The organism is Sphingomonas sp. GW821-FHT10F09 (assembly GCF_058809195.1).
The window spans coordinates 41,376-54,706 of sequence record NZ_JBXASI010000005.1 but is presented as its reverse complement, the minus strand read 5'-3'; the positions used below and the strand labels follow the sequence as shown (position 1 = coordinate 54,706).

The window sequence follows — 13,331 nt, the reverse complement described above, 5'->3', positions numbered from 1 at the left end:
GCCGTTACCGCGCCGCCATCCAGCCCCGCACCTTCGCCTCCAGCACCGGCATCGGCAGCGCGCCGCTGTCGAGCACCGCGGCGTGGAAGGCGCGCGGGTCGAACGCCGCGCCCTGCCCGGCCTGCGCCTCCGCCTTCAGCCGCAGGATGGTTAGCTGGCCGATCTTGTACGCCAGCGCCTGTCCCGGAATCGCGATATAGCGCTCCACCTCGGCGGTCGCGTCGGTCTTCGGCATCGGCGAGTTGGCGAGCATATAGGCGATCGCCTGATCCCGGCTCCAGCCCTTGGCATGGATGCCGGTATCGACGACCAGCCGCATCGCGCGCAGCATCTCGTCGTTGAGTCCGCCCATCCGCTGGTACGGATCCGTCTCCATGCCGAGCGGCTTCCACAGCGTCTCGGCATAGAGCGCCCAGCCCTCGACATAGGCGGTGTTGCCGCCGAAGCGCATGAACGCGGGCAGCGCGACATTCTCCTGCGCCAGCGCGATCTGGAAATGATGCCCCGGCACCGCCTCGTGCAGGTACAATGTCTCCATGCCCCAGGTGTAGCGGCTCGGCAGGTCGTAGGTGTTGTAATAGAAGACGCCCGGCCGCTTGCCGTCGGGCGTGCCGTCCTGATAGCTGCCTGCCGCATCGCTCTTGGCGCGATAATCGGGGACCGGGCGGATCTCGAGCGGGGTCTTGGGAATCAGCGCGAACTGTTCGCGGACGCGCGCATCGATCCGCTTGCCGATCGCCTCGTAATCGCGCCGGACCACATCGGCCGAAGTCGGCTGGAAGCGCTTCTCGGTGCGCAGATAGTCGAAGAACTGCGGTAGCGTGCCGGTGAAGCCGGCGGCCGTCTTCTGCGCCTCCATCTCCGCGGTGATCCGCGCCACCTCGGACAGGCCGAGCCGGTGCACCGCCTCCGCCTGCAACGGCAGCGTCGTGCTCTGCACGATCTGATAGGCGTAGAGCGCCGCACCGCCCGGCATCGCCGACAGGCCCACCGTCGCCCGTGCCTTGGGCAGATACTCGGCCTTCAGGAAATCGCGCATCCGCCGGTGCGCGGGGGTGATGACGTCGCGGATCTGCGTGGCATAGGCGGCGGTAAGCCGCTGGCGATCGGCGGCGGGCACGTTCGCCGGGAACATCGTCACCGGCGCGTAGAACACCGATCCTTCCACGCCCTGCGCGATCAGATTGTCGAACTGCGCGATCATGTTCTCGACCACCAGCCGCGGGTGGACGATCCCCTTCGCCATGCCTTCGCGGAAGCGCGCGATCGCGCGATCGTACAGCGCGGCATAGCCGGCGTTGCGCTTCAGATTGTTGTCGTAATCGGCGACCGTCTTGAACGGCGCGCCGCCCTTGCCGCTGGCGAAGTCGGGATAGAAGGTCTGGAACCCGCCGAAATGGTTGATCGGCAGCAGCCGCGTCACCGACTGGATCGCGGGGTCGTAGCCGCGCAGGTCCACCGATGCCGTATGGCGGAACACGTCATAGGCGAGCTGGTCGACCCGGGTCAGCTTCGCCCGGTCGATCGCCGAGAGCGCGGCGAGATCGGCCTGGAGATTGCGCTTCTCGCGCGCCGTCGCCGCATCGGTCAGATATTCGCCGAACCGATCCGCATAGCGCATGTCGCCGCGCAGGATCGCGCTGATCGGGTCGAGCGCCAGATCGCGTTCGTCGCTGTCGTAGAACAACCGCTTCAGCCGCGCATCCTCCGCCCCGTCGCCGGGCAGCGGCACCGGCGGCGGCAGCGCCTGGCCGAGGGCGGGTGTCGAAACGGCGGCGAGCAACAGGCCCGCGATCAGATGGCGCATGGATAATCCCCTTTGCCCCCCGCTTAGCAAGCTGCACGGCGATGGCGATAGGCCGGTTGACGCTGCTCGCAGGCGGCAGCAGAGCGACATCCATGCGTTTCTTCTCCGACAATGCCGCCCCGGTCCATCCCAAGGTCATGGCGGCGCTGGCCGAGGCCAACGGGCTCGACACCGCCTATGACGGCGACGCGCGCTCGCAGGCGCTCGACGGCCGCCTGTCGGAGCTGTTCGACACGCCGGTGACCGCGATCTGGGTGCCGACCGGCACGGCGGCCAACTGCCTCGCGCTCGCCGCGCTCTGCCCGCCGCATGGCGGCATCGTCTGCCATCGCGACGCGCATATCCAGAACGACGAGGGCGGCGCCCCCGAATTCTACACCCACGGCGCCAAATTGTACCTCGCCGACGGCGAGGGCGCGAAGCTGACGCCCGACACGATCCGCACGGTGATCGACGCCATCGCCAATGACGTCCACCGCGTCCAGCCGCACGCCATCTCGATCACCAACGCCACCGAATACGGCCGGGTCTACGCCCCCGACGAGGTCGCCGCGATCGGTGCACTGGCGCAGGCGCGCGGCCTCGGCCTGCACATGGACGGCGCGCGCTTCGCCAATGCCGTCGCCACATTGGGCTGCTCGCCGGCCGAGGTGACGTGGCAGGCGGGCGTCGACGCGCTCAGCTTCGGCTTCGTCAAGAACGGCGCGATGAGCGCGGAGGCGCTGGTGTTCTTCAAGCCCGGACTGGCCGGCGCGACGCTGCACCGGCGCAAGCGTGCCGGGCTGCTGGTCTCCAAGGGCCGCTATCTGGCGGCGCAGGTACTGGCGATGCTCGACGACGACCTGTGGCTCGCCAATGCCCGCGCCGCCAACGCCCGCGCCGCCACCATCGCCGCCGCCGCGGGCGCGCGGCTGGTCCATCCCGTCGAGGCGAACGAGGTCTTCCTGCGCGCCACCCCCGACGAGGCCGCCGCGCTACGCGCCAGGGGGTTCGACTTCTACGACTGGGCGGCGGGCGAGATCCGGCTGGTGACCGCCTGGGACAGTCCGCCGGAGCAGGTCGCGCTGCTCGCACAGGCGATCGCGCACCTGTGATGCAGGCGCCGCCGCCCCGATCGACGCGCGCGGCGATCCTCGTCCCCTTCGCCCTGGTCACGCTGATCTGGGGATCGACCTGGCTGGTGATCCGCGACCAGCTGGGCGTCGTGCCGCCGAGCTGGTCGGTGACCTATCGCTTCATCGTCGCCGGCCTCGCGATGGCGGTGGTGGCGATGGTGAAGCGCGAACGCGTCGCGCTCGACGCGCGCGGCTGGGCCTTCGCCGCGGCGATCGGCCTGCTGCAATTCTGCCTCAACTTCAATTTCGTCTATCGCGCCGAGCATTACATCACGTCGGGGCTGGTCGCGGTGGTGTTCGCGATCCTGCTGGTCCCGAACGCGCTGTTCGCCCGCGTGCTGCTCGGGCAACGGATGGGCGGCCAGCTGATCGCCGGGTCGGCGGTGGCGATGGCGGGGATCGCGCTGCTGTTCGTGCACGAGGCGCGGACCGGCCCGGCGGGCACCGCCGCGACGCTTGCCGGCATCGGGTTCACCGGCGTGGCGATCCTCGCAGCGTCGATGGCCAATGTGCTGCAGGCGACGCCGACCGCCAAACGCTATCCGATGATGGCGACGCTGGCGGTGGCGATGCTGATCGGCGCGGCCCTCGACGGAGCCGTCGCTTGGTGGCTGACCGGCCCGCCGGTGATCGAGACGCGCGCCGCCTATTGGGCGGGCATCCTCTACCTCGGGCTGGCGGGATCGGCGATCGCCTTCCCCCTCTATTATCGGGTCCTGCGCGCGATCGGCCCCGCCAAGGCGGCCTATTCCAGCGTCATCGTGCCGGTGATCGCGATGCTGCTGTCGACCCTGTTCGAGGGCTATCGCTGGTCGCCGCTCGCCGCCGCGGGCGGGGCGCTGGCGGGCATCGGGCTGGTCATCGCGTTGAGGGCACGCAGGCCCAACCGATAGGTCGGCCACGCCGGCCGCCAGCCGAGCACCCGCTTCGCCTTGCCGTTCGCGACGCGGCGGTTCTCCGCATAGAAACCGCGCGCCATCGGCGACAGCGTCGCGATATCGACCAGCGGCGGCGGCGGCAGGCGCAGCAGCTGCGCGGCATAGGCGACGACATCGTCCTGCGCGCACGGCAGATCGTCGGCGAGATTATAGGCCCCCGCGGGCGCGTGCAGCGCGGCGAACACGCCCGCGACGATATCGTCGACATGGACGCGGCTGAACACCTGATCGGGCAGGCCGACGCGATGCGCCCTCCCCTCGCGCACGCGGTTCAGCGGCGAGCGGCCGGGGCCATAGATGCCGGGCAGGCGAAAGACACGGGCGCCACGCGCCAGCCATGCCGCATCGGCGGCGGTCCGCGCCGACCGGCGGCCGGTGCCGGTCGGCGCCGCCTCATCCACCCACGCCCCGCCGGCATCGCCATAGACGCCGGTCGACGACAGATAGCCGAGCCATCGCCCGTCCAGCGCATCGCCGTAGCGGGCGAGCACGGGATCGGCATCCCCCTCCGGCGGCACCGACGACAGGATATGCGTCGCCGCCGCGATCGCGGGCCGCACCGCGGCCGCGTCGTCGAAGCGCAACGTGCCGTCCCGCCCGTCGCGCGTCGTCCCCATCGTCACCCCCGGCCACGCCGCGGCGATACGGCCGGCGGTATAGCCGAGCCCGAAGATCAGGAGCATCCAGCCCTCCGCCCGTACCGATGACCCATGGTTCGCTCCCCTTCGTCACCCCGGACCCGTTCCGGGATCCACCCTTCCGCACCGGCACCGTTCGCGTTCATGACCGCGTGCTTGCGCCTATTTCGCCATCGGCCCCTTGTAGGTCGTCCCGAAATAATCGCCCTTGTTCCACACCGGGCGTGCCGCGCCGTCGGCGATCTCGCGCGCGATGGCGTAATTGGTCGCGACGAAGCGCACGCCCTGGTCCCACAGGATCGGCTGCGTCAGGTCGTCGCCCGGCCGGTGATAGCGGTTGGCGAGGAAATCCTCGAACGGCGCGCGCCCGGCGCCCTTGATGCCGGGCCACAGGAACACCGACGGAATGCCCTTGCGCACGAAATTGAAATGGTCGGACCGGGTGAAGAACCCCTGTTCGGGCATCGGATCGGGCGACAGGCCGACGCCGACGCCGTTCACCGCCTTGGTGACGATCGGCCCCAGCGTCGAGCGCTGCGCACCGAATGCGATCATGTCCTCGAACCGGTAGAGCAGCACCGGCATGTCGAGGTTGACGTCCGCGACGATGCTGGCGATCGGCACGGTCGGGTGATCGACGAACCAGCTCGATCCCACCAGCCCCTTTTCCTCGCCTGTCACTGCCAGGAACATGACCGTCCGCTTCGGCGGCGTACCGCTGGCGGTGAAGCGCTTCGCCTCCTCGATCAGGCTGGCGATGCCGATCGCATTGTCGAGCGCGCCGTTGTTGATCCGGTCGCGGTCCGGCGCATCGCCGGCGCCTGCGGGCGAGACGCCGATATGGTCGAGGTGCGCCGACAGGATGACGACCTCCTTGCCGACCACCGGGTCGCTGCCCGGCACGATGCCGACGACGTTGCTGCTCGCCGCGGCTACGAAGGCGGTGCGCGTCGTCGCGGTCAGCGATCCGGCGAGCGGCGTGGCGGTATAGCGGGGATTGTCGGTCTTCGCCTGGGCGACGATCGCCTGCCAGGGCGTGGCGCTGCCCGCGAACAGCTTCGCGGCGCCCGCCTGGCTGAGCGTGCCGAGCACCGGCGTCGACGCCGCGGGGCTGCTGCCGGTGCCGGCCGGCGTCGCCCAGGTCATGCGGGGATTGGCATAGCCCGACGCCAGCGCCGAAAACGGCCGTTCGCGGCCACCGGGGCGGGGCGCGTCGAGCATGACGATGCCGACCGCACCGCGCGCCGCGGCGATCTGCGCCTTGGTCGCCGGCGATCCGAAATAGGACCGCTCCTCGCCGGGGAAGGTCGTCGGCGATCCGCCGAAGAGCGCGACGATCTTGCCGCGCACGTCGACGCCCGCATAATCGTCGACGCCCAGCTGCGGCGCGACGATGCCGCGCCCGGCGAACACCACCGGGGCGGAGACGACGGTGTCCGTGCGCACCGGATTGGCGGCGGGAACGTAATCCTCGCCGAACACCAGCGGCTGCGGCGCGCCCCTCGCCCCGGACCAGATCATCGCGCCCTGATCCGCCGCCTTGTAGGTGACCAGCGGCACGCGTTGCAGATAGCCGCCGTCGTCGCCGGCGGGGCGCAGGCCCGCGGCATAGAATTGCGCGGCGACATATTGCGCGGCGATGTCGAATTCGGGGCTGCCCGCCTCGCGCCCCTTCATCGCGTCGGAGGCGAGGAACAGGACGTGCGCCTTCATCGCCGCCTGATCCGCGGGCAGGGGTGCCGTCAGCAGCACGTTGGTGGCCGCCGGATCGCGCGGCGCAGCGGCTGGAGCGGCGGCCGGCGTGGCGGTTTGCGGCGCCGCGGTCTGCGGAACGGTGTGGGCGAATGCGGACGAAGTGAACGCCAGCGCGGCGAGCACGCGCGAAATACGGATCATGCGACAGAGGGTCCCGATGTGGAGATGCGCCAGCGTACCAGCGACGCCGTCCCGCGCAAGCCGCCGATCGCCCTCGGCCGGACCAAATGACTGGCAGCGCAGGCGCACGCTCCTATAAAGGTATCATGCTCGACGTTTCGCAAGCCATCGCCCATCCCGCCCATGACGCCGCCGGTGCGATCAGCCGCCACGATTACCGGCCACCCGCATGGCTGGTACCGGACACGCGCCTCGTCTTCGATCTCGACGCCGCCGCCACCCGCGTCACCGCGACGCTGTCGGTGACGCGCAACGGCGACCATGACGAACCGCTGCGGCTCGACGGCGCCGGGCAGCAGCCGCTGGCGGTCCGCGTCGACGGCGTCGCGGTCGACGACTGGCGGATCGAGGGCGAACAGCTCGTCGTCCCGCTGCGCGGCGGTGCGCACGCCGTCGAGACCGAGGTGGAGATCGCGCCCGAGCGCAACACGCAGCTGATGGGCCTCTATGCCAGCGGCGGCAATCTCTGCACGCAATGCGAGGCGGAGGGGTTCCGCCGGATCACCTTCTTCCCCGACCGTCCCGACGTGCTGAGCCGCTACAGCGTGCGGCTCGAGGCGAATGCGCGGCGCTATCCTGTGCTGCTCGCCAATGGCGATCCGGTCGATGCCGGCCCCGCGGCGGACGGCCGCCACTGGGCGGAATGGAACGATCCCTTCCCCAAGCCCTCCTATCTCTTCGCGCTGGTCGCGGGCGATCTCACGGTCAACCGCGGCACCTTCGTCACCGGTTCGGGCCGCGAGGTCGCGCTCGGCATCTGGGTGCGCGCCGCCGACATCGACAAGACGCATCACGCGCTTCACGCGCTCAAGCTGTCGATGGCGTGGGACGAGCGCGTCTACGGCCGCGAATATGATCTCGACGTGTTCAACATCGTCGCGGTCGACGATTTCAACTTCGGTGCGATGGAGAACAAGGGCCTCAACATCTTCAACAGCCGGTATATTCTGGCAGATCCGGACACCGCGACGGATTACGATTACGACGCGATCGCCGCGGTCGTCGCGCACGAATATTTCCACAATTGGTCGGGCAACCGCATCACCTGCCGCGACTGGTTCCAGCTCAGCCTCAAGGAAGGCTTCACCGTCTATCGCGACCAGGGCTTCTCTGCCGATCAGGGCTCGGCCGCGGTCAAGCGGATCGAGGACGTGCGCGGGTTGCGCGCATCGCAGTTCCCGGAAGATGCCGGCCCGCTCGCGCATCCGGTGCGCCCGGAAAGCTATCTTGAGATCAGCAACTTCTACACCGCGACCATCTACAACAAGGGTGCGGAGCTGATCCGCATGATGGCGACGATCCTCGGGCCGCAGGCGTTTCGGGCGGCGACCGACCTCTATTTCAGCCGCTTCGATGGCACCGCCGCGACCTGCGAGGATTTCGTCGCCAGCATGGAAGAGGCGAGCGGCAGGGACCTGTCGCAATTCCGCCTCTGGTACAGCCAGGCCGGCACGCCGCGCGTCGCCGCCAGCCTCGCGCATGAGGCGGGCGAGGGCCGCGCCACGCTGCGGCTGGCGCAGCACGTGCCGGGGACGCCGGGCCAGCCCGACAAGCGCCCGATGGTGCTGCCGCTCCGCATCAAGCTGTTCGGCAGCGAGACCGGCCGCGCGCTCGGCGAGGAGCAGTTGCTCCTGCTCGACCAGCCCGCCAGCACAATGGTGTTCGAGGGCATCACCGAACGGCCGGTGCTGTCGATCAACCGCGGTTTCTCCGCCCCGGTCATCATCGAGAGCGACCGCAGCGCCGCCGAGCTCGGCTTCCTCAGCGCGCATGACGACGATCCGTTTGCGCGCTACGAGGCGATGCAGCAGCTGATGCTCGATACGCTGGTCGCTGCGGTGATCGAGGGCGACGGCGACCATGACGCGGTCGTCGCGGCGGTGTCGAACACGCTCGCCGACCGTGCGCTCGATCCCGCCTTCGTCGCCGAGGCGGTGTTGCTGCCGTCGGAAAGCTTCGTCGGCGACCAGCTGGCGATGGTCGATCCCGACGCGATCCATCGCGCGCGCGAGGCGTTGCGCCGCGACCTGGGGGTGCGGCTCGCCGACCAGTGGCGCGAGGCCTATGAGCAGGCGCCGCGCGCGCCCTATGTCTATACCCCCGCGGCCAAGGGGCATCGCCGCCTGCGCAGCGTCGCGCTCGGCTATATCGCGGCGAGCGGCGCGGCCGACGCGGCGACCATCGCCTTCCGCCAGTTCGAGACGGCGGACAACATGACCGATCGCCAGGGCGCCCTGACCACGCTCGCCAGCAGCCACGCCGACGAACGCGAGGCCGCCCTGGACATCTTCTACAACCGCTACGCCACCAACACCCTCGTCATCGACAAATGGTTCCAGACGCAGGCGCTGTCGTCGCGCGACGACACCGGACAGTTGGTGGCGGAGCTGGCGCGCCATCCCGATTTCACGCTCGCCAACCCCAATCGCGCGCGTTCGCTGGTCGGAGCTTATGGTGCCAACCAGCGTGCCTTCAACGTCGCCGACGGCTCGGGCTATCGCTTCCTCGCCGACCAGCTGATCGCGCTCGACAAGCTCAATCCGCAGACCGCGGCGAAGCTGCTGCCGCCGCTCGGGCGCTGGCGGCGCTTCGATACGGCGCGGTCGGCGCTGATGCGGGCAGAGCTGGAGCGGATCGTCGCGACCCCGGGCCTGTCGCGGGACCTGTTCGAACAGGCGTCGAAGAGCCTCGCGCAGGATCGCTGATCCCTCATGCCGATGTTGCGTGGCGCAACTCGGCGTGCCGGCGATGCACTTCGTCGCAGCGGTTGCAACCTTTGGTTCCCGCGCGACAATCCGTGGATAAGGATCGCCGCCGGTGTGTAGCGGGGCCTCGTCCACAGTATGACAGCGTACGGCCGTTCGGCCCGATTGATCCTGATCGCCGGCCTGTGCGCGGCAGCGGCGGGCTGCGGCTCGACCTCGCGGCCGAACGCCAGCGGCCCGGCGCCGAGCGTCGCGGCGCCGGTCGAGGTATCGATCCCGATTCCCGCCGCCGCACCGCCCGCGCACCGCGTCGCGCCGGCGCAGCTGACGGCGGCGGTCGACACGCTGGCGCGCGGCTTCGACGGTAAGTTCGGCATCGCGATCCGTGCGGTGGACGAGGGCTGGACGATCGCCTCCCCCGGCGCGCGCATCCGTATGCCGCAGCAGTCGGTCAGCAAATTGTGGGTCGCGATGACGCTGATGGATCTGCGCGACCAGGGCAAGGCGCGGCTCGACGATCCGGTGGTGGTGCGGCCCGAGGACCTGACCCTGTTCCACCAGCCGATCGCGATGCTGGTCAAGGGCGCGGGCTATCAGACGACGGTCGGCGAACTGCTCACCCGCGCGCTGACGCATAGCGACAATACCGCCAACGACCGGCTGCTGACCTATGTCGGCGGACCGATGGCGGTGCGCGGCATGATCGAGCGCAAGCAGCTGGGCGATATCCGCTTCGGCCCGGGCGAACGGCTGCTCCAGTCGCGGACCGCGGGCCTGACCTGGACCCAGTCGCTGTCGACCGGCAACAGCTTCGAACTCGCCCGCTCGCGGCTGGCGCCGGAGGTGCGCGCCGCCGCGCTCGACGCCTATGTCAACGATCCGCCCGACGGCGCCGCCCCGCTCGCCATCGCCGATGCGATCGCGCGGCTGGCGCGCGGCGAGCTGTTCACCGAAACCTCGACGCGTATCCTGCTCGACACGATGGGCGCGTCGGTGACCGGCCGCGCCCGCCTGCGCGCCGCCTTGCCGGGCGGGTGGAAGATCGCGCACAAGACCGGCACCGGGCAGGATCTCGGCACGCGCAACGCCGGCTTCAACGACGTCGGCTTGCTCACCGCGCCGGACGGCCGCCGCTATGCGATCGCGGTGATGATCGGCGATTCGCGCCGGCCGATCCGCGAACGCCAGCAGCTGATCCAGGCGGTTGCCGCGGCGGTGGCGGATTATGCGGGGAACCGCATCGCCTGATCCTCTGCGTTGCACCGGGCGGATTGTTGCCCCGAAGCCACACCCGACCCGACCGCGGCGGCGCCCGCAACGATCGGTTGGTGCCGCCCCGGCAATCCGCTAAACGCATGCGCGATGCCCCATCTCTACCTCGTCGACGGCTCGGGCTATATCTTCCGCGCCTATCACCGGCTGCCGCCGCTCACCAACAAGCATGGCGAGCCGGTCGGCGCCGTCTATGGCTATACGACGATGCTGTGGAAGCTGGCGGACGAGGTCCATGCCGCCGAAGGCCCGACCCACATGGCGGTGATCCTCGACAAATCGTCGAAGACGTTCCGCAACGACCTGTACGACCAGTATAAGGCGCACAGGCCACCGCCGCCCGAGGATCTCGTCCCGCAATTCCCGATGATCCGCGATGCGACCCGCGCCTTCTCGCTGCCGTGCATCGAGACGGAGGGACTGGAAGCGGACGATATCATCGCCTGCTATGCCAAGGCGGCGCTGGCCCAGGGGTGGCAGGTGACGATCGTCAGTTCCGACAAGGACCTGATGCAGCTGATCGAGCCGGGGCTCGACCTGTACGACACGATGAACAACCGCCGGCTCGGCGCGGAGCATGTCGCGGAGAAGTTCTTCGGCATCGCCCCGACGCAATTGGGCGACGTGCTCGCGCTCATGGGCGACAGCGTCGACAACGTGCCGGGCGTGCCCGGTGTCGGTCCCAAGACCGCCGCCAAGCTGATCCTCGAACACGGTGACCTCGAATCCGTGCTCGCCGCCGCGGAGGGGATGAAGAAGGGCAAGCTGCGCGACAATCTGATCGAGCATGCGGCGATGGCGCGGCTCAGCCGCGAGCTGGTGTCGCTGCGCTGCGACGTCGCTTTGCCCGAACCGCTCGAGGATCTGGCGCTGAAGGGCATTCCCGACGCGCCGCTGCGTGCCTTCCTCGAACATCACGGTTTCCGCTCGCTGCTGGCCAAGCTCGGGCAGGTCGCCGACGCCCCCGTCGCCGCGCCCGCCGACGTGCCGATGGAGGAGGACCCGCCCTGCAATCTGGACGGGTACGAGACGGTGCAGGATCTCGACGCGCTCGACCGCTGGATCACGCTCGCCCGGCATCAGGGCTGGATCGCGGTCGATACCGAAACCAGCTCGACCGATGCGACGCAGGCCGAGCTGGTCGGCGTCAGCCTGGCGCTGCATCCCAATCTCGCCTGCTACATCCCGCTCGGGCACGGCGGCAACGACCTGCTCGCCGAGGTGCCGGTGCAGATCGACGTCGCCGCAGCGCTCGCCCGGCTGAAGGATCTGATGGAGGACCCGTCGGTCCTCAAGATTGGCCACAATCTGAAATTCGACATGATCGTGCTCGGCCAGCGCGGCATCGCGATCGCGCCGCACGACGACACGATCGTGATGAGCTTCGACCTCGACGCCGGCTTGCACGGCCACGGCATGGACGAACTCGCCGCGACGCATCTCTCGCACAGCTGCGTCGCGTTCAAGGACGTGGTCGGCACCGGCAAGTCGCAGCGCGGTTTCCACGAGATCGATCTGAAGGCGGCGACCCGCTACGCCGCCGAGGACGCCGACGTCACGTACAGGCTGTGGAAACGGTTCAAGGCACGCCTGCCCGCCGAGGGTTCGACGCGTGTCTACGAGATGGTCGACCGGCCGCTGATCCCGGTGATCGCGCGGATGGAGATGCGCGGGATCAAGGTCGATCGCGAGCGGCTGTCCGCGCTCTCCGCCGAATTCAGCGGGCAGATCGCCGGGCTCGAGACGGTGATCCACGGCCTCGCCGGCGCGCCGTTCACGATCGGCAGCCCCAAGCAGCTGGGCGACGTGCTGTTCGAGAAGATGGGGATCAAGGGCGGGCGCAAGGGCAAGTCCGGCGTCTATTCGACCGACGTCACCGAACTCGAACGGATCGCCGCCGACAAGGATTCGCCCGGCGCGGAGATTGCGGCGCGGGTGCTCGACTGGCGGCAATTGTCGAAGCTCAAGAACACCTACACCGATGCCCTGCAGGCGCAGATCAACCCGAAGACCGGCCGCGTCCACACCAGCTATTCGCTGACCGGCGCGCAGACCGGGCGGCTGTCGTCGACCGAGCCCAATCTGCAGAACATCCCGATCCGTACCGAGGTCGGGCGGCAGATCCGCGACGCCTTCGTCGCGGAGCCGGGCAACGTCATCCTCGCCGCCGATTATTCGCAGATCGAGCTGCGGCTGGCGGCGCATATGGCGGACGTGCCGGCGCTGCGCGAGGCGTTCGCCAATGGCGACGACATCCACAGCCTGACCGCGATGGAATTGTTCGGCGAGGTCAATCGCGACACCCGCGGCCGTGCCAAGACGATCAACTTCGCGATCCTCTACGGGATCAGCCGCTGGGGGCTGGCCGGACGGCTCGACGTCGGTGCCGACGAGGCGCAGGCGATGATCGACCGCTATTTCGAACGCTTCCCCGGCATCAACACCTACATCGCCGAAACCACCCAGACGGTGCGCGAGCGCGGCTTCACCACGACGCTGTTCGGCCGCAAGACGCATTTCCCGCGGATCAGATCGAAGGTGCAGCACGAACGCCAGGGCGCCGAGCGCGCCGCGATCAACGCGCCGATCCAGGGCACGTGCGCGGACATCATCAAGCGCGCGATGGTGCGGATGGAACCGGCGCTGGCCGCTGCCGGGCTGCCGCACGTGCAGATGCTGTTGCAGGTGCACGACGAACTGGTGTTCGAACTGCCCGAGGGCGACGTGGACGCGGCAAGGCCGGTGATCGAACGCGTGATGGCGGAGGCGGCCGCACCGGCGGTGACGCTGACCGTGCCGCTGGGGATCGAGATCGGCACGGGCACGAGCTGGGGAGCGGCGCATTGACCGCTGGCGGTTCGTCCTTGACCTTCCCGCGCGCCGCCTTCGGCGTCTTCCCCCTCTCCCATCATGGGGAGAAG

8 protein-coding genes are annotated in these 13,331 nt (G+C 69.3%); 5 read left to right on the top strand and 3 right to left on the bottom strand.

From position 1 onward, the window contains the following. Positions 1 to 4 precede the first annotated feature (4 nt). Positions 5 to 1,807 carry a DUF885 domain-containing protein gene (locus AC1RTO_RS15240; RefSeq protein ID WP_493161656.1) on the bottom strand — a complete coding sequence of 601 codons (1,803 nt, stop codon included), beginning with the start codon at positions 1,805 to 1,807 and terminating at the stop codon, positions 5 to 7. A 92-nt stretch (positions 1,808 to 1,899) separates the two neighbouring features. Between AC1RTO_RS15240 and AC1RTO_RS15235 the strand changes: the two genes are divergently transcribed. Further along, positions 1,900 to 2,901 (top strand): threonine aldolase family protein, encoded by a 1,002-nt coding sequence (locus AC1RTO_RS15235; protein WP_493161655.1) that lies wholly within the window; start codon positions 1,900 to 1,902, stop codon positions 2,899 to 2,901. Then, positions 2,901 to 3,815, top strand: a complete 915-nt coding sequence (locus tag AC1RTO_RS15230) for a DMT family transporter (protein WP_493161654.1) — start codon at positions 2,901 to 2,903, stop codon at positions 3,813 to 3,815. The genes AC1RTO_RS15235 and AC1RTO_RS15230 overlap by 1 nt, the downstream gene beginning before the upstream one ends. Here the strand turns inward: AC1RTO_RS15230 and AC1RTO_RS15225 are convergent. Together AC1RTO_RS15225 and AC1RTO_RS15220 are read right to left on the bottom strand one after the other, a co-directional pair. Then, a complete protein-coding gene (locus AC1RTO_RS15225; protein ID WP_493161653.1) occupies positions 3,725 to 4,543 on the bottom strand; it encodes a Rossmann-fold NAD(P)-binding domain-containing protein in 819 nt (272 codons plus the stop codon). The genes AC1RTO_RS15230 and AC1RTO_RS15225 overlap by 91 nt on opposite strands. Positions 4,544 to 4,660: 117 nt before the next feature. Continuing rightward, a complete protein-coding gene (locus AC1RTO_RS15220) occupies positions 4,661 to 6,394 on the bottom strand; it encodes a M28 family metallopeptidase (protein ID WP_493161652.1) in 1,734 nt (577 codons plus the stop codon). 125 nt (positions 6,395 to 6,519) lie between these two features. On the opposite strand from AC1RTO_RS15220, the gene pepN reads away from it, so the two are divergent. The 3 genes from pepN to polA all read left to right on the top strand — a co-directional run bounded on the left by pepN (position 6,520) and on the right by polA (position 13,257). Continuing rightward, the gene (pepN, locus tag AC1RTO_RS15215; protein ID WP_493161651.1) at positions 6,520 to 9,138 is read left to right on the top strand and encodes an aminopeptidase N; all 2,619 of its coding nucleotides are present in this window, start codon (positions 6,520 to 6,522) and stop codon (positions 9,136 to 9,138) included. Positions 9,139 to 9,276: 138 nt separating this feature from the next. After that, positions 9,277 to 10,386, top strand: a complete 1,110-nt coding sequence (locus AC1RTO_RS15210) for a serine hydrolase (protein WP_493161650.1) — start codon at positions 9,277 to 9,279, stop codon at positions 10,384 to 10,386. Positions 10,387 to 10,500: 114 nt separating this feature from the next. Beyond that, a complete protein-coding gene (gene polA, locus AC1RTO_RS15205; protein ID WP_493161649.1) occupies positions 10,501 to 13,257 on the top strand; it encodes a DNA polymerase I in 2,757 nt (918 codons plus the stop codon). Positions 13,258 to 13,331: the final 74 nt, after the last annotated feature.

Excerpts from the sequence above, each read along its gene's own strand:
- AC1RTO_RS15240 (WP_493161656.1), bottom strand. The coding sequence starts at position 1,807 with ATGCGCCATCTGATCGCGGGCCTGTTGCTCGCCGCCGTTTCGACACCC.
- AC1RTO_RS15235 (WP_493161655.1), top strand. The coding sequence starts at position 1,900 with ATGCGTTTCTTCTCCGACAATGCCGCCCCGGTCCATCCCAAGGTCATG.
- AC1RTO_RS15230 (WP_493161654.1), top strand. The coding sequence starts at position 2,901 with ATGCAGGCGCCGCCGCCCCGATCGACGCGCGCGGCGATCCTCGTCCCC.
- AC1RTO_RS15225 (WP_493161653.1), bottom strand. The coding sequence starts at position 4,543 with ATGCTCCTGATCTTCGGGCTCGGCTATACCGCCGGCCGTATCGCCGCG.
- AC1RTO_RS15220 (WP_493161652.1), bottom strand. The coding sequence starts at position 6,394 with ATGATCCGTATTTCGCGCGTGCTCGCCGCGCTGGCGTTCACTTCGTCC.
- pepN (WP_493161651.1), top strand. The coding sequence starts at position 6,520 with ATGCTCGACGTTTCGCAAGCCATCGCCCATCCCGCCCATGACGCCGCC.
- AC1RTO_RS15210 (WP_493161650.1), top strand. The coding sequence starts at position 9,277 with ATGACAGCGTACGGCCGTTCGGCCCGATTGATCCTGATCGCCGGCCTG.
- polA (WP_493161649.1), top strand. The coding sequence starts at position 10,501 with ATGCCCCATCTCTACCTCGTCGACGGCTCGGGCTATATCTTCCGCGCC.